Source organism: Burkholderia sp. 22313 (assembly GCF_052045245.1).
Classification (GTDB): domain Bacteria; phylum Pseudomonadota; class Gammaproteobacteria; order Burkholderiales; family Burkholderiaceae; genus Burkholderia.
Genome location: NZ_JBQEON010000028.1, coordinates 1 through 24,011, shown reverse-complemented (window position 1 = coordinate 24,011; position 24,011 = coordinate 1). Strand labels below are relative to the sequence as shown.

Below are 24,011 nucleotides of genomic sequence, written 5' to 3'. Positions count from 1 at the left end.
CGCACGGATTCACCATCGTAAAATAGATTCCCTCCATCGTCACTACAACGGCAGATACCCCATGAAACTTGCATCGCTGAAGGACGGCACGCGCGACGGCCAGCTGATCGTCGTGTCGCGCGACCTGCACACCGCGGCGATCGCCGATGCGATCGCGCCGACGCTGCAGCGCGTCCTCGACGACTGGGCGTTCTACGCGCCGCAACTGCGCGACCTGTACGACGCGCTGAACCACGGCCGCGCGCGCCACGCGTTCGCGTTCGATCCGGCGAACTGCATGGCACCGCTGCCGCGCGCGTTCCAGTGGGCCGACGGCTCCGCGTACGTGAACCACGTCGAGCTCGTGCGCCGTGCGCGCGGCGCCGAGATGCCGCCGGAGTTCTGGACCGATCCGCTGATGTACCAGGGCGGCAGCGACGATTTCCTCGGCGCGCGCGACGACATCGTGTGCCCGTCCGAGGAATGGGGCATCGACTTCGAGGCCGAAGTCGCGGTGATTACCGGCGACGTGCCGATGAGCGCATCGCCCGACGACGCGCTGAAGGCCGTGCGGCTCGTCACGCTGGTGAACGACGTGTCGCTGCGCAACCTGATTCCGGCCGAACTCGCGAAGGGCTTCGGCTTCTTCCAGAGCAAGCCCGCCACCGCGTTCGCGCCGGTCGCGGTGACGCCCGACGAGCTCGGCGACGAATGGCGCGACGGCCGCGTGCACCGGCCGATGGTCGTCCACTGGAACGGCAAGAAGGTCGGCCAGCCCGACGCCGGCACCGACATGGTGTTCCACTTCGGCCAGTTGGTCGCGCATGCCGCGAAGACGCGCAACCTGCGTGCCGGCTCGATCGTCGGCTCGGGCACGGTGTCGAACAAGGACGCGAAGCGCGGCTACTGCTGCATCGCCGAGAAGCGCTGCCTCGAGACGATCGAGCACGGCGCGCCGCAGACCGAATTCATGCGCTACGGCGACACCGTGCGCATCGAGATGGTCGACGCGGCCGGCAAATCGATCTTCGGTGCGATCGAGCAGTCGGTCGCGCCGCCCGACGGCGCGGCCTGACGCATCCGCGCAAGCCGACGCGAAGCCCGGTCCCGGCCCGCGCGCCGGGTTTCGCCCGATGTTTGCCCGCGCGGGCTTGGCTACACTCGCTTCAGGCGTTTCGAACGTCTAAAGCGTGACCAGAACCCGGGAGCTGCGCATGGCCGATCTCGCCGCATACGGCGGTTACGAAGCACTGAAGGTGACGCGCCGCGAGCATGGCGTGCTCGACATCGTGATGAGCGGCGAGGGCGCGAACCGCAGCGGCCTCGCGACCGCGAACGAACGCATGCATCGCGAGCTTGCCGACATCTGGCGCGACGTCGACCGCGATCCCGACACGCGCGTCGCGGTGATCCGCGGCGAGGGCAAGGGCTTTTCGGCGGGCGGCGATCTCGCGCTCGTCGAGGCGATGGCCAACGACTTCGACGTGCGCGCCCGCGTGTGGCGCGAGGCGCGCGACCTCGTCTACAACGTGATCAACTGCAGCAAGCCGATCGTGTCCGCGATGCACGGCCCGGCCGTCGGCGCGGGGCTCGTCGCCGGGCTGCTCGCCGACATCTCGATCGCCGCGAAGGATGCGCGCATCATCGACGGCCATACGCGGCTCGGCGTCGCGGCCGGCGATCATGCGGCGATCGTGTGGCCGCTGTTGTGCGGGATGGCGAAGGCGAAGTACTACCTGCTGCTGTGCGAGCCCGTGAGCGGCGAGGAGGCCGAGCGGATCGGCCTCGTGTCGCTCGCGGTCGAGCCGGCCGACCTGGTGCCGAAGGCATACGAAGTCGCGGAGCGGCTCGCGCACGGATCGCAGTCGGCGATCCGCTGGACCAAGTACGCGCTGAACAACTGGCTGCGCAGTGCCGGGCCGACGTTCGATACGTCGCTCGCACTCGAATTCATGGGCTTCTCCGGGCCCGACGTGCAGGAAGGCATCCGCTCGCTGCGCGAGCGGCGCCCACCCGAGTTCCCCTGCGACGCCCCGTTCTGAGGCGCGCTATCATCGAACCAGAGATGCCCGCACGTCACGTGCGGGCCGCTTCGCTCACCCAGTCAACCAGGATGCCCGTATGACGACCGATGCCTCCGGCTCCAATCCTTTCGCCGGCTTTGCCGGTTTCAAGCCCGCCGACATGCTCGACCGGATGTGGGACATGATGCGGATGTCGCCGTTCGGCGGGATGGCGTCGTTTCCCGGCGCCGGGTCGGGGCTGCCGCCATCGCTGTCGAGCATGTCCGACATGATGGCGCCGCTCACGAGCGTCGAGGAGCTCGACAAGCGGATCACCGATCTGCGCGCGGTCGAGCAATGGCTCAAGCTCAATCTCGGGATGCTGCAGTCCGCGATCCAGGCGCTCGAGGTGCAGCGCGCGACGCTCGCGACGCTGCGCGCGTTCGGCGCGTTCGCGCAGAGCTCGATGTCGGCGGCGGAGGAAGCGGCGGTTGCGGCCGCGCAAGCGGCTTCCGCACCGCGCGACGCTGCGCAGCCAGCACCGGATGCCGCGGCGGCCGCCGACGCCGCGGACGCGCCGCCGGCCGGCGACGCCGCGCAGCAGGCATTCGACCCGGCCGGCTGGTGGAACCTGCTGCAGGCGCAGTTCAACCAGCTCGCGAGCCTCGCGGTGGCCCAGCCGGGCGTGCAGTCCGCGGCGCCGGGTGACGCGCCGCAGGCTGCCGCACAGTCGGCTTCGGCAACACAGCCAGCACCGGCTGCGGCTGCCGCTGCCGCGCCGCGCAAGCCGGCCGCGAAGCGCGCGAAGCCGGCCGGTTCGGCCGCGGCACGCGCGGCGGCCGCTTCGTCGCCCGCCACGCGTCCGCCGAAGCGCTCGACGTGACGCGCGCCGGATAGCAGGTCGATCATGCGACTCGCGCTCGTTCTGATGGGGGGCGGCGCACGCGCCGCCTATCAGGTCGGCGTGCTGAAGGCGCTGTCCGAGATCGCGCGCGAGGCCGATCCGCATCGGCATACGCTGCCGTTCTCGGTGATCTGCGGTTCGTCGGCCGGCGCGATCAATGCGACGTCGATCGCGAGCCACGCGGACGATTTCTCGCACGGCGTGCGGCGCCTGCTCGAATTCTGGGAGCCGCTGCGTGCCGACTACGTGTATCGCACCGACTGGCTCGGCATCGCGGCGGCGGGCGCCCGCTGGCTCGCGACGATGACCTTCGGCTGGGCGTCGCGCCGCTCGCCGCGCGGGCTGCTCGACAACACGCCGCTCGCGCACCTGCTGCAACGGGAGCTGAGCTTCCACCGGATCGAGCAGATGCTGGAGGGGCGCCTGCTGCATGCGCTCTCGGTGACGGCGCTCAGCTATTCGAGCGGCCGGCACCTGACTTTCTACCAGGCGGCCGAGCCGATCCAGGCATGGCGGCGCGCCCAGCGCACCGCGCGGCTCGTCGACCTGTCGGCGTCGCACCTGCTCGCGTCGTCGGCGATTCCGTTCGTGTTCCCGGCCGTGCCGCTCGTGCTCGACGGGCAGGTCGAGTACTTCGGCGACGGGTCGATCCGGCAGGTCGCGCCGCTGTCGCCGGCGATCCACTTCGGCGCGGACCGGATCGTCGTGGTCGGCGCGGCCGATCCGCGGCCCGAGATTCCGGCCGCGAACGGCTCGGGGCTGGTGCGCGGCTATCCGTCGCTCGCGCAGATCGGCCAGCAGGTGCTCGCGAGCGTGTTTCTCGACTCGATCGGCGCGGACATCGAGCGCATCGAGCACATCAACCGGATGATCGAGCACCTGCCGCACCAGGTCGAAGTGGACAGCGGCTGGCGGCACGTGGACGTGCTCGCGATCGCGCCGTCCGAGCGCATCGAGCTGATCGCCGCGAAACACCTGAAGCAGATGCCGGCGACGATGCGCGGGCTGCTCGGCGCGATCGGCGGCAGCCAGCCGGCCGGCGCGTCGTTCGCAAGCTATCTGCTGTTCGAGGAGGCCTTTACGCGCGAGCTGATCGAGCTCGGCTACCGCGACGGACGCGCGCAGCGCGACACGCTGGCGGACTGGATCGCGCGCGCCGACGGCGGCAGCGCGCCGGCGGCCGGCACGTCGCCGCAAGGCGGTCGCGCGGCCGGCGAAATACGGGTCTGACGCGCCGACGCACGCGCCAAGGCGATCTGGCTTACAGATCGGTTGCGTTTTCGCGACGGCCGCCCGCGACCGATCGCCACAGCGCGGTTGGCCGCGCGCGACCGGGCCGGCGTCTCGGAACCGTCATGCACGCGTGCTATCATGGCCGCCGCCGTATATACCATATCGAGCAGCCTGCCATCCGGCAGCCGCACGGGCGCCCGTCCGGGAGCCGCGCGGCGTCGAGGCCGGCTCGCCAACGAGCCGGCCAGCGCCGGCCCCCACATCAGGCACGCGCGGTCGGTTCCGTTCGAGCGGAGCGGGGCCGCGGCGTGCTTCAAGGCGGCGCGCGGCCGCCCGGCTGCCGGACGCGGAATCTGCGGCCGGGGGCTGGATTCCCGCGTAAAATTACAGTCTTGGCTGCAAACGGCGCGCTCGCGCCGATGCGGCAACAGTCACGTTTAGAGAAGTCGCATTGCGCAGAACAGGGGTGGGACCATCATGAACACCATGCTTTATCCGGAACTTTACAGGTCGCTCGAAGCTGTCCGCTGGGACATGGAGAAGGACATTCCGTGGGACAAGTTCGACGCTTCGCTGCTCACCGACGAGCAGGCGAAGACGATCAAGATGAACGCGATCACCGAATGGTCGGCGCTGCCCGCGACGGAAATGTTCCTGCGCGACAACCAGCACGACAGCGACTTTTCCGCGTTCATGAGCGTGTGGTTCTTCGAAGAGCAGAAGCATTCGCTCGTGCTGATGGAATACCTGCGCCGCTTCCGGCCGGAAATGGTGCCGACCGAGGAAGAGCTGCACGCGGTGCGCTTCCAGTTCGATCCGGCGCCGCCGCTCGAGACGCTGATGCTGCACTTCTGCGGCGAGATCCGCCTGAACCACTGGTATCGCTGCGCGGCCGACTGGCACACGGAGCCGGTCATCAAGCAGATCTACGAAACGATCTCGCGCGATGAAGCGCGTCATGGTGGCGCTTACCTGCGCTACATGAAGAAAGCGCTGAACAACTGCGGCGACGTCGCGCGCGCGGCGTTCGCGAAGATCGGCGTGCTGATGGCGTCGGCGCGCCGCACCGAGAAGCCGCTGCACCCGACCAACCTGCACGTGAACCAGGCGCTGTTCCCGCGCGACACCGTGCAGTCGCGCCTGCCGGATCCGGAATGGCTCGAGCGCTGGCTCGACGAGCAGATCCGCTTCGACGGCGAGTGGGAAAAGAAGGTCGTCGAGCGCATCCTGCACAACCTGTCGATCCTGTTCGAGCGCACGTTCGCGACCGCGCAGGAGCTGAACCGCTATCGCAAGGAAGTCACCGGCCGCCTGCAGTCCGAAAGCGGCCCGTCGTCGGCCGCGCAACCGGCCTGAGGCCGCACGGCGTCGCCGCCGGCGTGAAGCCGCGCCAGTCGCGATCGCCGAAGTTTCCATGCATGAAGCCCGCCCGGTTGTCCGGCGGGCTTTTTATCATCTGGCGCCGCCAGGTTTCGTCGCGCCGCGCACTGCGCGCCGCTCACGCCATTCGACCTTCATCATGCCCGCTACCTTCGAACGCAAGCTGATCACCCGCGACGCCCTGGTCGCCCTGCGCGCGTCGCTGCCTTCGCCCGTCGTGTTCACGAACGGCGTGTTCGACATCCTGCACCGTGGCCACGTCACGTATCTCGCCGACGCGAAGGCGCTCGGCGCATACCTGATCGTCGGCGTGAACAGCGATGCGTCGGTGCGCATGCTCGGCAAGGGCGACGACCGTCCGATCAACCGCGAGGACGACCGGATGGCGCTGCTCGCGGCGCTGGAAAGCGTCGACTGGGTCGTGAAGTTCGAGGAGCAGACGCCGGTGTCGCTGATCGAGGCCGTGCGTCCGGACATTCTCGTGAAGGGCGGCGACTACGACATGGACGCGCTGCCGGAATCGGCGATCGTGCGCGGCTGGGGCGGGCGGGCGCTCGCGATTCCGTTCGAGCACGACCGCTCGACCACCGCGCTGCTGAAGAAGGTGCGCGCGCAGTCGTCCTGATGCGCGCGCCGCGCCGTCAGGGCGCGGATGCCGCGAGCGGCTCGGTGGCGACGGCCGGCGCGGCGATCGGACCGCCGATCACCGGCTGGTCGGCCGCTTGCGCGAGCGGCATCGCATGCAGCGCACCGGGCTGCACCTGCCGGGACAGCACGCCCGGTTCGCGCGGACCGGCCGCCGGCAGCGGCCCGAACACGCCGCGCACTGCCACGAACGCGAGCATGTTGGCGAGAAAGAGGACAGCGATCAGCCAGCGCAGCATCGTCGAAACTCCGTGTCGTTGATCAGTCGTTCAACCGTTCAGTCAGCCCGGCCGGGTGGCCGGCGTTGTCGTTGCGGCCGGACCGCGTGGGTGCCAGCGGCGGCGCCCGTTTTTCTCATTGCCACCATGGCGAAGCCCGCGGCAGGGCATTCGTCGACGCGACCGGCGCGATGCCGGCCGGTGTTTCGTCAATCCTGCGCCGCCGCTTCCGCGGCGATCAGCGCAAGCCCCGACAGGATCAGCGCATCGTGCCGCGTATGCGGCAGCGTCAGCGCGCGTGCGACGTCGTCCGCCGCGCCGCCTGCCAGCACGAGCCGCACGGGCGCCTGCCACGCAGCGGCGAGATCGCGCCACGCGCGTTCGATCAACCCTGCCTGCGCATACAGGCAGCCAGCCGACAGCGAGCGCGGCGTATCGACCTGAAACGGCTCGGCCTGCGCGCCCGCGAGCAGCCCGCTCGCGATGTCGGTGGTCAGCGTCGGCAACTGCGCGGTGTGCGTGCCGAGCGCGCGCATCATCAGTGCCCAGCCCGGCGCGATCAGCCCGCCCGTGAAACGGCCGTCCGCGCGCAGCGCTTCCAGCGTCGTCGCCGTGCCGAACGTCGCGATCAGCAGATGCTCGCCCGGAAACGCCGCACGCGCGCCGATCAACCCGGCCCAGCGATCGCTGCCGAGCTGCTCGGGTGTCGTATAGCCGTTCGTCACGCCGCATTGCCCGGGCCGCGAGCGGATCGTCGTGCGCGGCAGGCCCGGCCAGCGGGCGTCGAGCAGCGCGTCGAGCCGTGCGGCCACGTCGGCGCCCGCGACGTTCGAGATCCAGGCGCCGCGCGGGCGTGGCAGCATCGACCAGTCGGGATCGGCGCCGCCATCGCGCGTATGGCCGAACGCGCCCGTGTCGACGAGCGTGTGCTGCGCGTCGGCGAGCGCCCATTTGATCCGGCTGTTGCCGGCGTCGATCAGCAGGTACGGTCCGCTCATTGCGCTTCGCGCAGCGACACGTCGCCGGCCGCGATCGCCTGCACGCCATTCGGCGTGTCGAGCAGCAGCTGGCCGGTCGCGTCGATGCCCGTCGCGATGCCGCGCACGCGTTCGACGCCCTGTTCGAGCAGCACGACTTCGCGCCCCGCGTACGCATGCAGCGCGTGCCAGCGCGGCAGGAACGGCGCGAGCCCGTCGGTCCCGAACTGCGCGAGTGCCGGCGTGAGCGCGTTCAGCGCCGCGGCGAGCGTATCGGTGAGGTTGGCCGACGCGCACGCGGCGGACAGCGCGGTCGGCGGCAGCCCGCTGGCGAGCGTCGCGTCGCGCGCGCGCAGTGCGTCGACCTGTGCGGCGACGGCTTCCGCGCCGCGTACGTTGATGCCGAAGCCGATCACGACGGCGGTCGCGGTGGCCGTGGTCCAGACGGTTTCGATCAGGATCCCGGCCAGCTTGCCGACGATGTGCGGCGTGCCGTCGTCGGTGGCCGTCAGCAGCAGGTCGTTCGGCCATTTGAGCGCGACGCGCGTGCGGGCGTCGAGCGGCAGCGCGGCGAGCCCCTCCGCGAGCGCGACGCCGATCGCGATGCTGAGGCCGCCGAGCGCGTCGACGGCGCGCGGCACGATGCAGCCGACCGAGCACAGCAGCGCGTTGCCGGGTTGCGCGAACCACGGGCGGCCTTGCCGACCGCGGCCGGCCGTCTGTTCGAACGCGACGCGCACGAGCGGCGCGGGCAGCGCGTTCGCGTTGCGCGGCAGCGCCTTGAGGCGCGTCGCGACGTCGGCGTTGGTCGAGCCGGTGGCGGCGACGATGTCGAGCGGCCACGCGCGCGGCGCGGCGTCCAGGTGCGCCTCGAGCCGGTTGCGCGCGATGTGCGCGTCGCCGGAATCGGGCGTGTCGGAAGAGGTGGGGGCGTTCATGGCGCCTATTGTAGCGACGGGGGCGCCGGTGCGCGCGCGGCGCGCGACGGACCGGGCCGGGCGCGGGCGCCCGGGCGGGTGTCGCCCGATACATCGATCGCCGGAAACCGGGATCGATGCACCGGGCGAAAGGCCGTGCGCGTCAGGCCGTCGCCGGTCCGCCGGCTGGCGCGCGCACTGGTCGTGACCGACCCTCGGTCACGGCGCCACGACCGGATGCTTCAACGCATGCGCGGTCTCGATCCACTGCGCGTGGAATTCGTCCGCGTCGGGCTTGAGCCCGAGCTCGCCGTTGCGATAGGCCATGGCGAGCGTCTGCACGGCTTCCGGCAGCTCGTGTTCCGCCGCCCGGCGATATAGCGCGAGTGCGCGCGCTTCGTCGCGCGGCACGCCGCTGCCGTCGCGGTACGCGTTCGCGAGCATGAAGTCCGCGGCCGGGATGTCCGCGCGCGACGCCACCTCGAACCAGTGCGCGGCCTGCACGGGGTCGGCCGCGGTGCCGTAACCGCTGCGATAGATCAGCCCGAGGTAGTACGCGGCGGCCGGGTCGCCGTTCGCAGCCGCCGTGCCGAGCAGCGCGCGGGCGCGCGCGTAGTCCTTCGGGATGTCGCCGCTGCCGAGCAGCAGGGCCTTGCCGAGCGCGAGCTGCGCGCGGCGTGCGGCCGGCGTGTCGGTTTTCGCGTCGGTCTGCGCGGCGGTTTCCAGCCAGCCGCGTCCCTCGTCGCGCAGCCCCGGCTCGCGCGCATCGACCAGCGCGATGCCGAGCGCCGCCTGCGCGTCGCCCGACCCGCGGCGGGCGAGGGTGCGCAACTGCGCGAGCGCGTGCGGCTCGACGGCCTGCGTAACCATCGCCTGCCACTCGTCGAGCTGCGCGGCGCTCGGCACGGGGCCGGCGGCCCGCCAGCCGGTCGCCGCGACGACGGCCGCGACGGTCACGGCCGCCGCCGCGAGCAACGCGGCCGGCGGGAGTTTCGCGCGCAGCAGGCGTCGCGTGGCGGCGGTGAAGCCGGCCTCGGCCGGCCGCATCGTCCGGATCGGTTGCATGGCGGTTCTCGTGGTCAATGCGTGAGGTCGATTTCGTAGAGGGCAAGGTTCTTGCCCGAGCCGTCGTCGGCCGCGACCTGCGTGAGGCCGGTCAGGCCGGCCGCTGCCGCGTCGCCGAGGCGGTTCGGCGCGGACGCGAACTGCACGTGCGCGACGGAGCTCGCGAGCTTCGTGAAGCGCCAGCTGCGCTGCGCGCCATCCGCCGCGCGCGTGATCGCGCCGCGCTGCTTGATGAAGGCGATCAGCACGTCGCGGTTCGCATCGGGCGACGCGAAGATCGTCTTGCTGCCGTCGAGGCCCGGGAAGTTGCCGCCGCCGCTCGCACGGTAGTTGTTGGTCGCGACGATGAACTGCGCGTTCGGGTCGATCGGCGCGCCCTTGTACGTCAGGTTCCGGATCCGGCTGCCGACCGGCTGCGTGACGTCGATCTCGTACCCGAGATCCGCGGACGTGAACATGTCGAAGTTGTAGCCGGGGAAGCTGCTGACGAGCGGCTGCACGGTCGCCTTGGTCGGGTCGATCGTGTTGAAGCGCTTCGCGGCCGTCTCGAGCCAGTTCTTCACGTCGCTGCCGCTCACCTTCACCGCGTACACGGTGTTCGGATACAGGTACAGGTCGGCCGCGTTGTTGATCGCGAGCGCGCCGGGCGCGACGTCGGTGTAGTCGCTGCCACCGCCGAAGCCGCTCTTGAACGGCGCGCTGACCGACAGCACCGGCAGCGACGCGTATTGCGGCAGGTTGGCCTGCACGTAGGTCTTCACGTAGTCGGTCTGCGCCTCGTTGACGATCTGGATCGCGCCCGGATCGCCGACGTCCGCGAAGTACGAGTTCATCCGGTAGTCGGTCGAGCCGATCGGCGTCTTCACGTAGTCGATCGTCGCCTGGTGCTCGGCGGCGATCGCGGCGGACACCGACGGATCGGCGGCCACGTAGCGCTTGTCCGCGTTCTGGATCGGCCGCGCCTCGACGGTCGTCTGCGACTTGTCGACGCTCCAGGTCTTGCCGTCGAACTTCAAGCCGAGCTTGATCACGCCGAGGTGCTTGCCCCAGTAGTTGGCCATCACGGTCGGCACGCCGTTGACGGTGCCCTTGGCCTTGTCGACGCCCGGCAGGTTGAACTGCGCGACGGTGCTGTTCGCGTCCGGGAACACCTGGTGCGAATGGCCGATCAGCATCGCGTCGATGCCGGGCACTTTCGACAGCCACCAGCTGCCGTTCTCCATCGTCGGCGAATAGGCGGCGTTGTCGAGCCCGCCGTGCGAGATCGCGACGACGAGATCGGCGCCCTGCGCACGCATCTCCGGAATGTACTTCTCGGCCGCTTCCTTCAGGCCGGTCGTGTAGACCTTGCCGTCGAGCCAGCGCTTGTCCCAGCTCATGATCGCGGGCGGCGTGAAGCCGATGATGCCGATCTTCACCGGCGCGCTGACCGTCTTGCCGTCGGGCGTGACGGCCGTCACCGTGCGGGTCAGGATCGTGTACGGCGTGAACAGCGGCGCGTTGGTCTTCGCGCTGATCACGTTCGCGAGTACCTGCGGGAAGGTCGGACCCGCGCACTTCTTTTGCTGCGCGGGGGCCGGCAGCCCGTCGACGTCGAACGTGTTGCCGGTCACCTGCGACAGGTACGGCAGCCCGTAGTTGAACTCATGGTTGCCGATCCCGCCGCCGTCGAACTTCGCGGCGTTCATCACCTTGTAGATCGCGAGCGTCTGGTCGCAGCCGACCGGCTTCACGAGCGCCTGGTAGTCCGACAGCGCGGTGCCCTGGATCGTGTCGCCGTTGTCGAGCAGCAGCGTGTTCGGGTATTGCGCGCGTGCCTGCGCGATCAGCGTCGATACGCGCTCGAAGCCGAGCGAGTTGTCGGCGGTCAGCTTGAAATAGTCGTACGACAGCACGTTGGTGTGCAGGTCGGTCGTTTCGAGCAGCGCAAGCGTGGCGGTCGTGCCGGCGGGCGCCTGGGCCTGTGCCGGCGGCGGCGCGGTGACGTCGTCGCCGCCGCAGCCGGCGAGGACGAAGGCGAGGCCGGCGAGCGCGGCGGTGGCGCTCACGCGGCGGCGGGAAAGCGGGGGGAGACGCATCGATTGTCCTGTTCGGTGTTCTGTTCCATGAATCGCGAGGTGCGCAACGAAATGGCGACGCGGGCGCCGACGGCCTGACGTGCGGCGCGTGAGAGTATCGAAAGGAAACGTGACGGAAGAATGAAAGGTCGCGTGAGCGCTAACCGGTTGGATGGCCGGCTGGACGGCCGGCCGGGTGGCTGGGGGCCGCGGCACGCGCGGCGCCGGTCGGACGCCCCCGGCGGAAATCCTCACGTCGCGGCGCCGGGCGGTTCGCTACAATGACCGCTGTCATCCTTTTGCAAACAACCCGCCCTTGGACTTCGAGACTCCTCCCGGCCTGTCGGTCGACGCCGGCGGCCAGGGTCAGAAAGTGCGCCTGTCCGGCCAGTGGACCGCACTCGCGCTGGCGCGCAACCGCGGCGCGGTCGCGCGCCGCGTCGCGGGCATCGCGTCCGGGCGCGTGAGCGAGTGGGACCTGTCCGGCATCGAACGGCTCGACCACGTCGGCGGCCAGGCGCTGTGGCGCGTGTGGGGCCGCAAGCTGCCGGCCGGCATCGCGCTGAGCCCCACGCAGCGCACGATCTTCGAGCGGATCGAACGCCTCGACAGCCAGCGCGAGGCGCCGGAGCGCGTCGCGCACCTCGGCCCGATCACCCGCTTCGGCTTCATGCTGTTCGCGTTCGCCGAGCACCTGCAGGGCGGCATCGCGATGTTCGGCCGCGTGATCCTCGATGCGCTGTCGGTGCTGCGCCGTCCGCAGACGATGCCGTGGACGGAAACCTCGGCGAACATCTACAGCGCTGGCGCGCAGGCGCTGCCGATCACCGCGCTGGTCGCGTTCCTGATCGGTATCGTGCTCAGCTACCTGTCCGCGCAACAGTTGCAGATGTTCGGCGCGAACCGCTACATCGTGAACATCCTCGGGCTGTCGGTGATTCGCGAGCTCGGGCCGGTGCTGTCCGCGATCCTCGTCGCGGGCCGCTCGGGCTCGGCGATCACCGCGCAGATCGGCGTGATGCGCGTGACCGAGGAGCTCGACGCGATGCGCGTGATGGGCATTCCGCACGGGCTGCGGCTGATCCTGCCGCGCGTGCTCGCGCTCGGCGTCGCGATGCCGCTGCTCGTGATGTGGACCAACATCATCGCGCTGACGGGCGGCGCGCTCGCCGCGAAGCTGGTGCTCGGGATCGACGTCAACTATTTCGTGCGCTCGCTGCCGGGCGTCGTGCCGATCGCGAACCTGTACATCGGCGTCGGCAAGGGCATCGTGTTCGGCATGCTGATCGCGCTGGTCGCCTGCCATTTCGGCTTCCGGATCAAGGCGAACTCGCAGAGTCTCGGCGAAGGCACGACGACGTCGGTCGTCACGTCGATCACCGTGGTGATCCTCGCCGATGCGGTGTTCGCGATCCTGTTCCAGAACGTGGGGTTGGGATGAACGCGTCGAACGAAACCAGCGCGCATGCCGCGGCCGTCGGCGCGGGTTCGGCCGGCACGCCGCCGCTGGCCGCCGCGCACGGCGACGAACGCGTGATCGAGGTGCGCAACCTGACGAAGCGCTACGGGCGCAACGTCGTTCACCAGAAGCTCGACTTCGACGTGCGGCGCGGCGAGATCGTGTCGATCGTCGGCGGCTCCGGTTCGGGCAAGACGACGCTCGTGCGGCAGATTCTCGGCCTCGAGCGGCCGACGTCGGGCACGATCAAGGTGTTCGGCGAAGATACCTCGACGATCGACGACGCGACCGCGCGGATGATGCGCACGCGCTCCGGGATGCTGTTCCAGCAGGGCGCGCTGTTCTCGTCGATGACGGTGTTCGACAACGTCGCGCAGCCGCTGCGCGAGCTCGGCCGCGTGCCGCCCGACCTGCTGCACGACATCGTGATGCTGAAGCTCGAGATGGTCGGGCTGCCGTGCAAGCACGCATCGAAGATGCCGGCCGCGCTGTCGGGCGGGATGGTGAAGCGGGTCGGCATCGCGCGTGCGATCGCGCTCGAGCCCGAGCTGCTGTTTCTCGACGAGCCGACCGCCGGCCTCGATCCGCAGGCGTCCGACGAATTCGTCGAGCTGATCGCGACGCTGCATCGCACGCTCGGGCTGACGGTCGTGATGGTGACGCATGATCTCGACACGATGGTCGCGCTGTCGACGCGCGTCGCGGTGCTGGCCGACCGCAAGGTGCTGGTCGCGGCACCCGTCGAGGACGTCGCGAACGTCGACCATCCGTTCATCCACGAGTATTTCCTGGGGCTGCGCGGGCGCCGCGCGCTGCAGGCGCTGCCGCCCGAGCGGCGCGCGAAGCTGCCGAAGGCGGCTCTCGAACCGGCGCTGTCGAGCGTCGAGCTGTAACAGGCAAGGACAAGGAACCCTCTGATGGAAAACAAATCACATGCGTTCTGGGCCGGCCTGTTCACGATCGCGCTGACGCTGGCGATCGCGGGCACCGTGTTCTGGTTCAACGTCGACCGCACCGTGCGCGTGCCGTACGACCTGCTCGCGCGCACCAACGTGACGGGCCTGTTCCCCGATGCGGCCGTGCGCTTTCGCGGCCTCGACGTCGGCAAGGTGCAGTCGATCGGCTTCGACCGCACGCATCCGGGGCAGATCCGGATCCGGATTCTGGTCGACCACGACGCGCCGATCACGCAGTCGACCTACGGCAGTCTCGGCTTCCAGGGCGTGACGGGCATCGCGTTCGTGCAGCTCGAAGATACCGGCCGCGACCTGGCGCCGCTGCCGTCGTCGCCGAAGGCGATCGCGCAGATCCCGATGCGCCCGAGCCTGTTCGACCAGCTCCAGGAGCGCGGCGACGTGCTGCTGCGCCAGCTCGAGCAGGCGGCGAAAAGCGCGAACCAGCTGATGTCGCCGGAGATGCGCGAGCAGCTGCGCGCGACGGCCGAAAGCCTGCAGCACGCGGCGGACGGCGCGGCGACGCTGTCGAAGCAGCTTGCGCCGGCGGTGGCCGCGCTGCCGGAGACAATGCACCAGGTCGATCGCGCGATGGCGTCGGCCAACACGCTGCTGCAGCCGAACGGGCCGCTGGTGGCGAACCTGAACAAGGCCGGCACGGCCGCGGAGCAGGTCGGCGTCGCGCTGAACGACCTGAACGCGCGGGTCCAGTACGACACGCTGCCGCGTTTCAACGCGCTGGCGGGCAACGTCGGCGATGCGTCGCGGCAATTGAAGGACGTCGCCGGTGAACTCGGCCGCAACCCGAGCAGTCTGTTGTTCGGTTCGCCCGGTTCCGCACCCGGCCCCGGCGAAGCGGGCTTCGTCTGGCCGGGCGCGGGTGCGGCGGCCGGGAAGTGAAACGGATCGCCAGCCCGTCGATCGCCCGGCCCGGCCCGGAGCGAGACCGGGCCATCACGCCATCGAAACCGGAAACATCATGCAGGAACATGCCATGCCACGAATCCTTGATCGCGCGCTGCGTCCGGCCGCGACCGCGCTCGCGATGCTGACGCTCGTGTTTGCCGCCGGCTGCGCCGGCAACAGCGCGGCGCTGTCGAACGTCCGCTACGACCTCGGGCCGGCCGCGCCGGTCGTGACGGCCGGCGCGGGCCCCGCGCTGAAGGTGCTCGACGTCGGCGCACCCGACGCGCTCGACACCGACAAGTTCGTCTATCGCCTGGCGTATGCGGATGCGCTGCGCACGGCCGTCTACCGCGACAGCCGCTGGACCGCGCCGCCCGCGCAACTGCTCACGCAACGGCTGCGCGGCGTGATGTCGTCGCGCGGCGCGGTGCTCGAAGGCTCCGACGGCGTGCGCGCGCCGACGCTGAAGGTCGACCTGAACGAATTCGAGCAGGTGTTCGACGGGCAGTCGCAGAGTCACGGCGCGGTCACCGCGCGCGCGACGCTGATGCAGGACGGCAAGGTGCTCGGCCAGCGCACGTTCGTCGCCCGCGCGCCGTCGAGCACGCCCGATGCGGCCGGCGGCGCGCGTGCGCTCGCGGCCGCGAGCGACGAGCTCGTGTCGCAGATCGCCGCATGGGTCGGCGTGCAGGCGTACGCGGGCAATCCGTGACCTGCGGCGTGCAGCCGCGATGAGCGCGCCGGGCGCGCCGCGTGCGTCGTCGCTCGCGCGGCAGGCGTTCGCCGCGTATGCGGCGCTCATCGTCTATGCGTCGCTGTATCCGTTCGACGGCTGGGTGTCGCTCGGCATCGGGCCGTTCGACTATCTGTTCGCGCCGATGCAGCGCTATGTGACCGCGTTCGACGTGGTCACCAACGTGCTTGGCTACCTGCCATTCGGCGCACTCGGCGTGCTCGCGCTGCACCCGCGCTGGCGCGGCGTCGCCGCGACGCTGATCCTGTTCGGCCTCGGCGTGCTGCTGTCGGGATCGATGGAGGCGCTGCAGACCTACCTGCCGACGCGTGTCGCGTCGAATCTCGACCTCGCGGCCAATGCGCTCGGCGCGCTGCTCGGTGCCGCGCTCGCGGCCCCGGCCACCGGCGCGCTGCTCGACCGCGGCGCGCTGCGGCGGCTGCGCTTTGCGTGGTTCGAGGCCGACGGCGCGACACCGCTGCTGCTCGCCGGACTATGGCCGTTCGCGATCCTGTTTCCGTCGCCGTTCCTGTTCGGCATCGGCGACTGGCCGGCCGCGCTGTGGGAGCGCGCCGACGGGTCGATGCAGGACGCGCTGCTCGCGTGGCTGCCGGCCGCATGGCGTGTCAGCGAATGGCCGGAGCGCGTCGACGGCTGGCTGTCCGACACCGCGTGGGAGGCCGCGCTCGGCGGGCTGATGCTGTTCGCCGCGCTGGCGATCGCGTCGCTTGCGATGCGCGCGAACGCGCCGCGCGTGCGGCTCCTGATCGCGTTCGTCGTGGCGACGCTGGCGCTGAAGGCGGCCGCGACCTTCATGCAGTCGCGCACCGGCCTCGTCGTCGTCTGGGCGACGCCCGGCGCGCGGCTCGGCATCGAGCTCGGCTTCGCCGCGGCGCTCATCGCATTGCACGTGCCGGCGACGTGGCGCGCGCTGCTCGCGGTCGTCGCGCTGCTGGCCGGCGTGGCGCTCGTGAACCTGCTGCCCGTCAACCCGTTCTTCGACTTCACGCTGTCGGGCTGGCGGCAGGGCCGCTACGTGCACTTCAACAGCATCGCGCGCTGGCTCGCATGGATCTGGCCCTACGCGGCGCTGATCTGGCTCGGCCAGCGGGTCGAGCACGCGTGGCTGCCGGCTGCGCTGCGGCGCTGACGCGGCACGCGAGGCAGGGCAGGGCGGGTCGCGGCGCGATCGCGGGCAGCGCCGCGCGCCGGTCGTTATAATCGTCCGCACCTCCGTTGCCGCGCGCAACGGCAATCGCCCCTCTTTCCGCCCGGCACCGCGCCGGGCCGCTCGTCACCATCATGGATTCCTACTACCAGCACCACGTCTTCTTTTGCCTGAACCAGCGCGAACCGGGCGCCGAGCGTCCGAGCTGCGCGCAATGCGATGCGCAGACCATGCAGGAATACGCGAAAAAGCGCGTGAAGGAACTCGGTCTCGCGGGGCCCGGCAAGGTTCGCATCAACAAGGCCGGCTGCCTCGACCGCTGCGAGGAAGGGCCCGTGATGGTCGTGTATCCGGAAGGCACGTGGTACACGTACGTCGATCAGGCCGACATCGACGAGATCGTCGAATCGCACCTGCGCGACGGCAAGGTCGTCGACCGCCTGAAGATCTGAGCGGGCCGGCCGAATGAACGTTCATACGCAGAAGTCGCTGATCGCCGGCCCGGCCGGGCAGATCGAAATCGCGGTCGACCTGCCGGACGCCGTGCGCGAAGGCAGCGCCGCGCCGCGCGGGATCGCGCTCGTCGCGCATCCGCATCCGCTGTTCGGCGGCACGATGGACAACAAGGTCGCGCAAACGCTCGCGCGCACGCTGGTCCAGCTCAACTACGTGGTGTATCGCTCCAACTTCCGCGGCGTCGGCGCGACGGAAGGCGTGCACGACAACGGCATCGGCGAGGCCGACGACCTGCTCGCGGTGCTCGCGCACATGCGCGCGCAGGCGGCCTGGGCGGACCTGCCGCTCGTGCTCGCGGGCTTCTCGTTCGGCACCTTCGTGCTGTCGCATGTCGCGAAGCGGCTGCGCGACGCGGGCGAGACGATCGAGCGGATGGTGTTCGTCGGCACGGCCGCGAGCCGCTGGCAGGTCGCCGAGGTACCCGAGAACACGCTCGTGATCCACGGCGAAACCGACGACACGGTGCCGATCGGATCGGTCTACGACTGGGCGCGGCCGCAGGAACTGCCGGTCGTCGTGATCCCCGGCGCCGAGCATTTCTTCCATCGCAAGCTGCACGTGCTGAAGCGCATCATCGTCGACGCGTGGCGTTGATGCGTTGAACCCGGCGTGCGGTGCCGATGCCGCACCACGGCGAGGCCGCCGCTCGCGCGACCTCGCGCCGCACCGTTCCGAACACGGTCGCACCCGCCCGTTCCTGCGCGGTGCAACCCGACTTGCACGGCGCCTGCGCGCGCCTTTCGTGTGGCTTCGACCACGATTCTCCGCCATGCCGTCGCGCTATCCTCTGGAAGCCGGTGTGCGGCCACCCCGTGCGCGGTTCGCGAAAACGCCCTTCGCGGCCACGTATAATGGCCGCATTTCGCGTCGCCCGCGGCCCGGCTAGGCCCATGCGGCGCTCGTTTCGCCGCCTGTCCGCCCGCTCGCGTTCGGCCGTGAACCGAACGCGTCCGCACGAGTCCAACCGGCGCGTTTCGCGCCGTCCGACACCGTCGGGCGAACGCCGGAACGCCCGCCGCCTCGCCGTTCAACCCTGCGCGTTTCGCGCCGCACTTTCTGCCACCAGCCTGAATCGATCATGCGTCTGTCTCCCCAAGGCCTCAAGTCCCTCGCTTCTTCCATCGCCTTCGGCACCGCCGCGCGCAACGTCGCGCTGGGCGTGATGCTGCCCGTCGCGCTCGCGTCGACGATCGTCGTCGCCGAGGCGAAGCCGGCCGCCAAGGCCAAGGCCGCGCATGCGGCGCCGGCCGCCGCCGAGCAGTTCACCGGCGCACCCGCGACCTTCATGCCGGGCGCCGTGCCGCCGCCGGGCGTGAATGCACGCTCGTGGGTGCTCGTCGATGCGACCAGCAACACGGTGCTCGCGTCGGGCAACGCCGACGAGCGCGTCGAGCCCGCATCGCTGACGAAGCTGATGACGGCCTACCTGGTGTTCGAGGCGCTCGACAAGAAGAAGATCTCGATGGAGCAGATCGTCACGCCGAGCGCAGCCGTGCGCCGCGTCGGCACCGACGAGTCGCGCATGTTCATCGAGGCGGACAAGCCGGTGGCGGTGCACGATCTCGTGTACGGGATGATCATCCAGTCGGGCAACGACGCCGCGATCGCGCTGGCCGAACTGGTCGGCGGCAGCGAAGGGCAGTTCGTCACGATGATGAACGACGAGGCGGCGCGCCTCGGCATGAAGGGCACGCACTTCGCCGACGTGAACGGCATGCCCGACCCGAACCACTACACGACGGCCGGCGACCTCGCGAAGCTGTCCGCGCACCTGATCCGCGATTTTCCGCAGTACTACAGCATCTTCTCGGAGAAGGAATTCAAGTACAACAACATCCGCCAGGGCAACCGCAACCGGCTGCTGTGGCTGGATCCGACGGTCGACGGCCTGAAGACGGGCCACACGCAGGCGGCCGGTTACTGCCTGATCGCGTCGGCCAAGCGCGCGATCCCGGGCGTCGACGGCCAGCGCCGTCTCGTGTCGGTGATGATGGGCGAGCAGAAGGAAGGCGAGCGCACGCAGGACAGCATGAAGATGCTGAACTACGGCTATAGCGCGTTCGACGCGGTGCGCCTGTTCAAGGGCGGCCAGGCGATGTCGACGCCGCGCATCTACAAGGGCAAGGAAAACACCGTGCAGGTCGGCGTGAAGGGCGACCAGTGGGCGACCGTGCCGCGCGGCCTCGGCGACAAGGTCAAGACGGAAGTCGACGTCAATGCGCCGCTGATCGCGCCGCTCGCGGAAGGCCAGCAGGTCGGCACCGTGAAGATCGTCGCCGACGGCAAGACGCTGTCGGCGTTCCCGGTCGTCGCGCTGCAGGCCGTGCCGGAAGCGGGTATCTTCGGGCGTATCTGGGACTCGATCCTGCTGATGTTCAGCAAGAAGAAGTAAGCGCGACGGGTCTTTGTTTTTACGACTTCATCCCCATCTGGTATTGCCATGAGCCAAACCGAATTCGAACCGATCGTCTACCTCAGCGTGTCATCGCAGGAGGAGCTGGTACCGCTGTCGCAAGCCCGGGTTCCGGTGCTCGACCGCGGGTTCATCTTCGGCGATGGCGTGTATGAAGTTGTCCCCGTTTATGCGCACGACGGCGCGCACGTGCCGTTCCGGATCGAACAGCATCTGGAGCGGCTCGCGCGCAGCCTGAAGAAGATCGGCATCGACAATCCGCACGACGCGGCCGGCTGGCGCGCGCTGATCGAGCGCGTGCTCGCCGCGAATGCGGAAGGTCTCGCCGACGGCAACGCGCTCGTGTACCTGCAGGTGACGCGCGGCGTCGCGAAGCGCGGCCACGCATTCCCGCCGAATGCGGTGCCGACGGTGTTCGCGATGACGAGCCCGCTGCGCCTGCCGTCGGACGACGAGCGCGCGCAGGGCGTGCGTTGCGTGACGGCCGAGGATCGCCGCTGGCTGCATTGCGACATCAAGTCGACTTCGCTGCTCGGCAACGTGCTGATGGCGCAGCATGCGGCCGAACGCGACGCGTTCGAGACGATCCAGCTGCGCGACGACAACCTGACCGAAGGGTCGTCGTCGAACGTGTGGATCGTGAAGAACGGCGAGCTGATGGCGCCGCCGCGCAGCAACAAGATCCTCGAGGGGATCCGCTACGCGCTGGTCGAGGAGTTGGCCGATCAGTGCGGGATTCCGTTCGTCGCACGCGAGATCAGCGAGGTGGAGCTGCGCTCGGCGGACGAGATCATGCTCACGTCGGCCACGAAGGAAATTCTGCCCGTGACGTCGCTCGACGACCTGCCCGTGCAGGGCGGCAAGCCGGGCCCCGTATTCGCGGCGTTGTACGACGCGTACCAGCGTGCGAAAGCACGCGAGTTTGAACAGTTTGACCTAACCCGGAGAAAATGATGAGCGAACCGACCAAAACCATCGAGGTCACCGGCGCGGTCGATGCCCGGAAGGAGTCGCTGCTGGAGTTTCCGTGCGATTTCCCGATCAAGATCATGGGCAAGGCGCATCCGGAGTTCAAGGATACGATTTTCAAGGTCGTGGCCGTCCACGACAACGAGATCGACGTCGAGAAGATCGAGGAGCGCGCATCGAGCGGCGGTAATTACACCGGCCTCACGATCACCGTGCGCGCGACGAGCCAGGCGCAGCTCGACGACATCTACCGCGCACTGACCGGCCATCCGATGGTCAAGGTCGTGCTGTAGGGCCCGGTATTAGCGGGAACGGGCCCTAACCTTCCCGCGCGCACTCGGCGGGGGGTTTCCCCGCCGCGCGCCGCGCATCCAGCTCGTCGCACAGCTGCTTGAATTGTGCGACTTCCTCGTGAATCCACGTCCTGAACGCCTGCACGCGCGGCGCGTTCACGAGCGGCGGCGGACACACAAAAAAATAGTGCCACGGGCTCTTCCCGTCGATGTCGAACAGGCGTACGAGGCGCCCGTCCAGCAGATCGTGCACCGCGAGCGAGCGCCGCACCAGCGCGATGCCCTGGCCGTCGATCGCGGCCAGCAGCAGGTTCGACGAATCCTGGTACAGAATCCCGCGTTTCGGCTCGGTCAGCGTGTCGAGACCCGCCGCGTCGAACCACGGCCGCCACAGCTCGTCGTCCGAGCGCAGCAGGTTGTAGTGCACGAGATCGGCGGGCGTTTGCGGCAGCTTGCCGCCGTTCAGCGTCGGCGCGCAGGCCGGAAAGAACACCTCTTCGAACAACGGCTCGACGTGCAGCCCCGGATAGTTGCCGAAGCCGAAGCGGATCGCCAGGTCGACGTCGTCGCGTGCGAAATCGGTCAGCGTGTTGGTCGACTGCAGTTCGACGTCGATTTCCGGATGCCGCTCGATGAACGTGCCGATGCGCGGCGTGATGAAGCGCGCGGCGAACGACGACAGCATCGACACCACCAGCCGCCGGTCACGGTCGCTCGCGCGCACCTCGCGGGTCGCGTCGGCGAGCATCATCAGTGCGGTGCGCACCTGCTGCGCGTAGCGCATGCCGGCGCCGGTCAGGCACAGCCGCTTGCCGTTGCGCGCGAACAATTGCACGCCCAGCTCCTCCTCGAGCGCGCGCACCTGGTGGCTGACCGCGCCGTGCGTGACGAACAGTTCGTCGGCGGCGCGCGAGAAATTCTCGTGACGGGCGGCGGCTTCGAACGCGCGAATCGCGTTCAGCGCAGGGAGCTGGCGGAGGTCCATTTGCTAATTTTCCTCACATCGACGTGAAATTTGGTCGTTTGGTCGGACGCCTTTAAGTGACTACGATTGTAGCCATCGAAGCATTTATTGGCGGAGTCGACCATGCAAGAAATTTCTTCAAGCATCACGTTCGAAATCCCCGCGGGCGAGACCGTGCCGATGAAGGTGCAACGCAGCACGCGCCTGACGGTGCAATGCGGGCCGGTGTGGGCGACGCGCAGCAACGACGTCGAAGACTACTTCCTGGTCGACGGCGAGACGCTGAAGCTGCGTCGCGGCGAGCGGCTATGGCTCAGCGCGGAAAGCGGGCAGGGCGCGCACGTCGCCTTCTCGGTGTCGCGGCCGGCGCGGGATGTCGCGCGCGGCGTGCTGGCGCGGCTGCGCGAGCGGTTGAATGCGCTGCTCCACGACGGCTGGCGGACCGTCTGACACCGCTTTCCTCCGACGGATGCCTGCCATCCGTCCCTTTTCCAGACCCGGCGAGACCGATGGGTTTTCGGTAAACTACCGCCCATGTCCGTCTCGCCGGTTGCCATCGTGTCCACGCCTGTCGCTGTTTCCGAATCGCCCGCCGGGTCTCCGGTTCAGCCCGTCGTGCCGGTCACCGTGCGCTGGCGCGGCAGCGAGGCCTACGAGACGAGCTTCGACGCGATGCGCGCGTTCACCGACACGCGCACGGCCGATACCGGCGACGAAATCTGGGTCGTCGAGCATCCGCCCGTCTACACGCTCGGCCAGGCCGGCGACCCGGCCCACCTGCTGGTGGCCGACAGCGGCGTGCCGCTCGTGAAGGTCGACCGCGGCGGACAAATCACTTACCACGGCCCCGGCCAGATCGTCGTCTACCTGCTGCTGGACCTGCGCCGGCGCAAGCTGATGGTGCGCACGCTCGTGACGAAGATCGAGGAGGCCGTGATCGAAACCCTCGCGGCGTATAATCTCGCTTCGGTCCGCAAGGCGGGCGCGCCCGGGATCTACGTGGCATCCGGCGTGCACGAAGGCGCGAAGATCGCGGCCCTCGGCCTGAAGATCCGCAACGGCTGCAGTTATCACGGGCTGAGCCTGAACGTGAAGATGGATCTGCGCCCGTTTCTTGCGATCAACCCGTGCGGCTATGCCGGACTGGAAACCGTCGACATGGCGAGCCTCGAGGTTGCCGCCGACTGGAACGACGTCGCCCACACGCTGGTGGGGCGTCTGATTGCCAACCTCGATGGCGTATCCGCGGCCGCCGACAAGCCGCAGGCACTGGAACATTCGAATGACTGACGTTACCGCTTCCCCCGCACCGGCCGATTCGGCCGCGACCCCTGCCTACGATCCGACCGCCAAGCAGAAGGCGCAGGCGAAGACGGCGCGCATCCCGATCAAGGTCGTTCCGATCGAGAAGCTGAAGAAGCCGGAGTGGATCCGCGTGAAGGCGGCCACCGGCAGCTCGCGCTTCAACGAGATCAAGACGATCCTGCGCGAGCACAACCTGCATACCGTGTGCGAGGAAGCGAGCTGCCCGAACATCGGCGAATGCTTCGGCAAGGGCACCGCGACGTTCATGATCATGGGCGACAAGTGCACGCGCCGCTGCCCGTTCTGCGACGTCGGCCACGGCCGTCCCGATCCGCTCGATGCGGATGAACCGAAGAACCTCGCACGCACGATCGCCGCGCTGAAGCTCAAGTACGTGGTGATCACGAGCGTCGACCGCGACGACCTGCGCGACGGTGGCGCCGCGCACTTCGTCGAGTGCATCCGCGAAGTGCGCGAGCAGTCGCCGGAAACGCGCATCGAGATCCTGACGCCGGACTTCCGCGGCCGTCTCGACCGCGCGATCTCGATCCTGAACGCGGCGCCGCCGGACGTGATGAACCACAACCTCGAAACGGTGCCGCGCCTGTACAAGGAAGCGCGCCCGGGTTCGGACTATGCGCATTCGCTGAAGCTGCTGAAGGACTTCAAGGCGCAGCATCCGGACGTCGCGACGAAGTCGGGCCTGATGGTCGGCCTCGGCGAGACCGAAGAGGAAATCCTGCAGGTGATGCGCGACCTGCGCGCGCACGACGTCGACATGCTGACGATCGGCCAGTACCTGCAGCCGTCCGAGCACCACCTGCCGGTGCGTGCGTACGTGCATCCGGATACGTTCAAGATGTACGAGGAAGAGGCGTACAAGATGGGCTTCACGCACGCGGCCGTCGGCGCGATGGTGCGCTCGAGCTATCACGCCGATCTGCAGGCGCACGG

25 protein-coding genes are annotated in these 24,011 nt (G+C 69.3%); 19 read left to right on the top strand and 6 right to left on the bottom strand.

Annotated features, from left to right (window positions below; genetic code table 11):
• Positions 1-61: 61 nt before the first annotated feature.
• The 6 genes from ACTJKF_RS21960 to rfaE2 all read left to right on the top strand — a co-directional run bounded on the left by ACTJKF_RS21960 (position 62) and on the right by rfaE2 (position 6,124).
• Positions 62-1,054, top strand: a complete 993-nt coding sequence (locus ACTJKF_RS21960; RefSeq protein WP_440626056.1) for a fumarylacetoacetate hydrolase family protein — start codon at positions 62-64, stop codon at positions 1,052-1,054.
• Positions 1,055-1,193: 139 nt separating this feature from the next.
• The gene (locus tag ACTJKF_RS21955) at positions 1,194-2,021 is read left to right on the top strand and encodes an enoyl-CoA hydratase/isomerase family protein (protein WP_440626054.1); all 828 of its coding nucleotides are present in this window, start codon (positions 1,194-1,196) and stop codon (positions 2,019-2,021) included.
• Between the two features lie 79 nt (positions 2,022-2,100).
• Positions 2,101-2,865, top strand: coding sequence for a PhaM family polyhydroxyalkanoate granule multifunctional regulatory protein (locus ACTJKF_RS21950; RefSeq protein WP_440626052.1), 765 nt, complete (start codon positions 2,101-2,103; stop codon positions 2,863-2,865).
• A 24-nt stretch (positions 2,866-2,889) separates the two neighbouring features.
• Positions 2,890-4,116: a patatin-like phospholipase family protein gene (locus ACTJKF_RS21945; RefSeq protein WP_440626050.1), complete on the top strand. Its 1,227-nt coding sequence runs from the start codon at positions 2,890-2,892 to the stop codon at positions 4,114-4,116.
• A 480-nt stretch (positions 4,117-4,596) separates the two neighbouring features.
• Complete coding sequence (locus tag ACTJKF_RS21940; RefSeq protein WP_014895903.1) at positions 4,597-5,475, top strand: diiron oxygenase; 879 nt, start codon at positions 4,597-4,599, stop codon at positions 5,473-5,475.
• Between the two features lie 163 nt (positions 5,476-5,638).
• Positions 5,639-6,124 carry a D-glycero-beta-D-manno-heptose 1-phosphate adenylyltransferase gene (gene rfaE2, locus ACTJKF_RS21935; RefSeq protein ID WP_440626048.1) on the top strand — a complete coding sequence of 162 codons (486 nt, stop codon included), beginning with the start codon at positions 5,639-5,641 and terminating at the stop codon, positions 6,122-6,124.
• A gap of 16 nt (positions 6,125-6,140) precedes the next feature.
• Here the strand turns inward: rfaE2 and ACTJKF_RS21930 are convergent, their stop codons facing one another.
• The 5 genes from ACTJKF_RS21930 to ACTJKF_RS21910 all read right to left on the bottom strand — a co-directional run bounded on the left by ACTJKF_RS21930 (position 6,141) and on the right by ACTJKF_RS21910 (position 11,399).
• Positions 6,141-6,383 (bottom strand): hypothetical protein, encoded by a 243-nt coding sequence (locus ACTJKF_RS21930; RefSeq protein ID WP_440626046.1) that lies wholly within the window; start codon positions 6,381-6,383, stop codon positions 6,141-6,143.
• 188 nt (positions 6,384-6,571) lie between these two features.
• On the bottom strand, positions 6,572-7,360 hold the full coding sequence (locus ACTJKF_RS21925; RefSeq protein WP_440626044.1) for a type III pantothenate kinase: 789 nt from the start codon (positions 7,358-7,360) through the stop codon (positions 6,572-6,574).
• On the bottom strand, positions 7,357-8,277 hold the full coding sequence (locus ACTJKF_RS21920; RefSeq protein WP_440626042.1) for a biotin--[acetyl-CoA-carboxylase] ligase: 921 nt from the start codon (positions 8,275-8,277) through the stop codon (positions 7,357-7,359). The genes ACTJKF_RS21925 and ACTJKF_RS21920 overlap by 4 nt, the downstream gene beginning before the upstream one ends.
• 198 nt (positions 8,278-8,475) lie before the next feature.
• Entirely contained in the window at positions 8,476-9,321 is an 846-nt protein-coding gene (locus ACTJKF_RS21915; RefSeq protein WP_440626040.1) for a tetratricopeptide repeat protein, read from the bottom strand.
• A gap of 14 nt (positions 9,322-9,335) precedes the next feature.
• On the bottom strand, positions 9,336-11,399 hold the full coding sequence (locus tag ACTJKF_RS21910; protein ID WP_440626038.1) for a bifunctional 2',3'-cyclic-nucleotide 2'-phosphodiesterase/3'-nucleotidase: 2,064 nt from the start codon (positions 11,397-11,399) through the stop codon (positions 9,336-9,338).
• 295 nt (positions 11,400-11,694) lie between these two features.
• On the opposite strand from ACTJKF_RS21910, the gene ACTJKF_RS21905 reads away from it, so the two are divergent.
• The 10 genes from ACTJKF_RS21905 to ACTJKF_RS21860 all read left to right on the top strand — a co-directional run bounded on the left by ACTJKF_RS21905 (position 11,695) and on the right by ACTJKF_RS21860 (position 20,788).
• Entirely contained in the window at positions 11,695-12,819 is a 1,125-nt protein-coding gene (locus ACTJKF_RS21905) for an MlaE family ABC transporter permease (RefSeq protein ID WP_440626036.1), read from the top strand.
• Positions 12,816-13,730 (top strand): ABC transporter ATP-binding protein, encoded by a 915-nt coding sequence (locus ACTJKF_RS21900; protein WP_440626034.1) that lies wholly within the window; start codon positions 12,816-12,818, stop codon positions 13,728-13,730. Before ACTJKF_RS21905 ends, ACTJKF_RS21900 begins: the two co-directional genes overlap by 4 nt.
• Before the next feature lie 24 nt (positions 13,731-13,754).
• The gene (locus ACTJKF_RS21895) at positions 13,755-14,690 is read left to right on the top strand and encodes an MlaD family protein (RefSeq protein ID WP_440626032.1); all 936 of its coding nucleotides are present in this window, start codon (positions 13,755-13,757) and stop codon (positions 14,688-14,690) included.
• Positions 14,691-14,784: 94 nt separating this feature from the next.
• Positions 14,785-15,408 (top strand): ABC-type transport auxiliary lipoprotein family protein, encoded by a 624-nt coding sequence (locus tag ACTJKF_RS21890; RefSeq protein WP_440626031.1) that lies wholly within the window; start codon positions 14,785-14,787, stop codon positions 15,406-15,408.
• A 19-nt stretch (positions 15,409-15,427) separates the two neighbouring features.
• Positions 15,428-16,579 (top strand): VanZ family protein, encoded by a 1,152-nt coding sequence (locus ACTJKF_RS21885; RefSeq protein ID WP_440626029.1) that lies wholly within the window; start codon positions 15,428-15,430, stop codon positions 16,577-16,579.
• Between the two features lie 152 nt (positions 16,580-16,731).
• A complete protein-coding gene (locus tag ACTJKF_RS21880; RefSeq protein ID WP_011694422.1) occupies positions 16,732-17,049 on the top strand; it encodes a (2Fe-2S) ferredoxin domain-containing protein in 318 nt (105 codons plus the stop codon).
• A gap of 13 nt (positions 17,050-17,062) precedes the next feature.
• Positions 17,063-17,707 carry an alpha/beta hydrolase gene (locus tag ACTJKF_RS21875; protein ID WP_440626027.1) on the top strand — a complete coding sequence of 215 codons (645 nt, stop codon included), beginning with the start codon at positions 17,063-17,065 and terminating at the stop codon, positions 17,705-17,707.
• Between the two features lie 484 nt (positions 17,708-18,191).
• A complete protein-coding gene (locus tag ACTJKF_RS21870; protein ID WP_440626025.1) occupies positions 18,192-19,505 on the top strand; it encodes a D-alanyl-D-alanine carboxypeptidase family protein in 1,314 nt (437 codons plus the stop codon).
• A gap of 48 nt (positions 19,506-19,553) precedes the next feature.
• Positions 19,554-20,480 carry a D-amino acid aminotransferase gene (locus ACTJKF_RS21865; protein ID WP_440626023.1) on the top strand — a complete coding sequence of 309 codons (927 nt, stop codon included), beginning with the start codon at positions 19,554-19,556 and terminating at the stop codon, positions 20,478-20,480.
• A complete protein-coding gene (locus ACTJKF_RS21860; RefSeq protein ID WP_440626021.1) occupies positions 20,480-20,788 on the top strand; it encodes an HP0495 family protein in 309 nt (102 codons plus the stop codon). The genes ACTJKF_RS21865 and ACTJKF_RS21860 overlap by 1 nt, the downstream gene beginning before the upstream one ends.
• 25 nt (positions 20,789-20,813) lie before the next feature.
• Here ACTJKF_RS21860 and ACTJKF_RS21855 read toward each other — a convergent pair whose 3' ends face one another.
• Entirely contained in the window at positions 20,814-21,773 is a 960-nt protein-coding gene (locus ACTJKF_RS21855) for a transcriptional regulator GcvA (protein ID WP_440626019.1), read from the bottom strand.
• A 102-nt stretch (positions 21,774-21,875) separates the two neighbouring features.
• Here ACTJKF_RS21855 and ACTJKF_RS21850 point away from each other — a divergent pair, with 102 nt between their 5' ends.
• The 3 genes from ACTJKF_RS21850 to lipA all read left to right on the top strand — a co-directional run.
• Complete coding sequence (locus tag ACTJKF_RS21850) at positions 21,876-22,202, top strand: DUF2917 domain-containing protein (protein ID WP_440626017.1); 327 nt, start codon at positions 21,876-21,878, stop codon at positions 22,200-22,202.
• A gap of 84 nt (positions 22,203-22,286) precedes the next feature.
• Positions 22,287-23,042 (top strand): lipoyl(octanoyl) transferase LipB, encoded by a 756-nt coding sequence (gene lipB / locus ACTJKF_RS21845; RefSeq protein WP_440626015.1) that lies wholly within the window; start codon positions 22,287-22,289, stop codon positions 23,040-23,042.
• On the top strand, positions 23,035-24,011 hold a 977-nt coding region (gene lipA, locus ACTJKF_RS21840; RefSeq protein ID WP_440626013.1), incomplete at its 3' end, for a lipoyl synthase. The genes lipB and lipA, both read left to right, overlap by 8 nt.

Excerpts from the sequence above, each read along its gene's own strand:
- ACTJKF_RS21940 (WP_014895903.1), top strand. The coding sequence starts at position 4,597 with ATGAACACCATGCTTTATCCGGAACTTTACAGGTCGCTCGAAGCTGTC.
- ACTJKF_RS21920 (WP_440626042.1), bottom strand. The coding sequence starts at position 8,277 with ATGAACGCCCCCACCTCTTCCGACACGCCCGATTCCGGCGACGCGCAC.
- ACTJKF_RS21955 (WP_440626054.1), top strand. The coding sequence starts at position 1,194 with ATGGCCGATCTCGCCGCATACGGCGGTTACGAAGCACTGAAGGTGACG.
- ACTJKF_RS21950 (WP_440626052.1), top strand. The coding sequence starts at position 2,101 with ATGACGACCGATGCCTCCGGCTCCAATCCTTTCGCCGGCTTTGCCGGT.
- ACTJKF_RS21885 (WP_440626029.1), top strand. The coding sequence starts at position 15,428 with ATGAGCGCGCCGGGCGCGCCGCGTGCGTCGTCGCTCGCGCGGCAGGCG.
- ACTJKF_RS21870 (WP_440626025.1), top strand. The coding sequence starts at position 18,192 with ATGCGTCTGTCTCCCCAAGGCCTCAAGTCCCTCGCTTCTTCCATCGCC.
- ACTJKF_RS21925 (WP_440626044.1), bottom strand. The coding sequence starts at position 7,360 with ATGAGCGGACCGTACCTGCTGATCGACGCCGGCAACAGCCGGATCAAA.
- ACTJKF_RS21865 (WP_440626023.1), top strand. The coding sequence starts at position 19,554 with ATGAGCCAAACCGAATTCGAACCGATCGTCTACCTCAGCGTGTCATCG.
- ACTJKF_RS21880 (WP_011694422.1), top strand. The coding sequence starts at position 16,732 with ATGGATTCCTACTACCAGCACCACGTCTTCTTTTGCCTGAACCAGCGC.
- ACTJKF_RS21860 (WP_440626021.1), top strand. The coding sequence starts at position 20,480 with ATGAGCGAACCGACCAAAACCATCGAGGTCACCGGCGCGGTCGATGCC.
- rfaE2 (WP_440626048.1), top strand. The coding sequence starts at position 5,639 with ATGCCCGCTACCTTCGAACGCAAGCTGATCACCCGCGACGCCCTGGTC.
- lipB (WP_440626015.1), top strand. The coding sequence starts at position 22,287 with ATGTCCGTCTCGCCGGTTGCCATCGTGTCCACGCCTGTCGCTGTTTCC.
- ACTJKF_RS21895 (WP_440626032.1), top strand. The coding sequence starts at position 13,755 with ATGGAAAACAAATCACATGCGTTCTGGGCCGGCCTGTTCACGATCGCG.
- ACTJKF_RS21890 (WP_440626031.1), top strand. The coding sequence starts at position 14,785 with ATGCCACGAATCCTTGATCGCGCGCTGCGTCCGGCCGCGACCGCGCTC.
- ACTJKF_RS21875 (WP_440626027.1), top strand. The coding sequence starts at position 17,063 with ATGAACGTTCATACGCAGAAGTCGCTGATCGCCGGCCCGGCCGGGCAG.
- ACTJKF_RS21910 (WP_440626038.1), bottom strand. The coding sequence starts at position 11,399 with ATGCGTCTCCCCCCGCTTTCCCGCCGCCGCGTGAGCGCCACCGCCGCG.
- ACTJKF_RS21900 (WP_440626034.1), top strand. The coding sequence starts at position 12,816 with ATGAACGCGTCGAACGAAACCAGCGCGCATGCCGCGGCCGTCGGCGCG.
- ACTJKF_RS21915 (WP_440626040.1), bottom strand. The coding sequence starts at position 9,321 with ATGCAACCGATCCGGACGATGCGGCCGGCCGAGGCCGGCTTCACCGCC.
- ACTJKF_RS21960 (WP_440626056.1), top strand. The coding sequence starts at position 62 with ATGAAACTTGCATCGCTGAAGGACGGCACGCGCGACGGCCAGCTGATC.
- ACTJKF_RS21945 (WP_440626050.1), top strand. The coding sequence starts at position 2,890 with ATGCGACTCGCGCTCGTTCTGATGGGGGGCGGCGCACGCGCCGCCTAT.
- ACTJKF_RS21930 (WP_440626046.1), bottom strand. The coding sequence starts at position 6,383 with ATGCTGCGCTGGCTGATCGCTGTCCTCTTTCTCGCCAACATGCTCGCG.
- ACTJKF_RS21855 (WP_440626019.1), bottom strand. The coding sequence starts at position 21,773 with ATGGACCTCCGCCAGCTCCCTGCGCTGAACGCGATTCGCGCGTTCGAA.
- ACTJKF_RS21850 (WP_440626017.1), top strand. The coding sequence starts at position 21,876 with ATGCAAGAAATTTCTTCAAGCATCACGTTCGAAATCCCCGCGGGCGAG.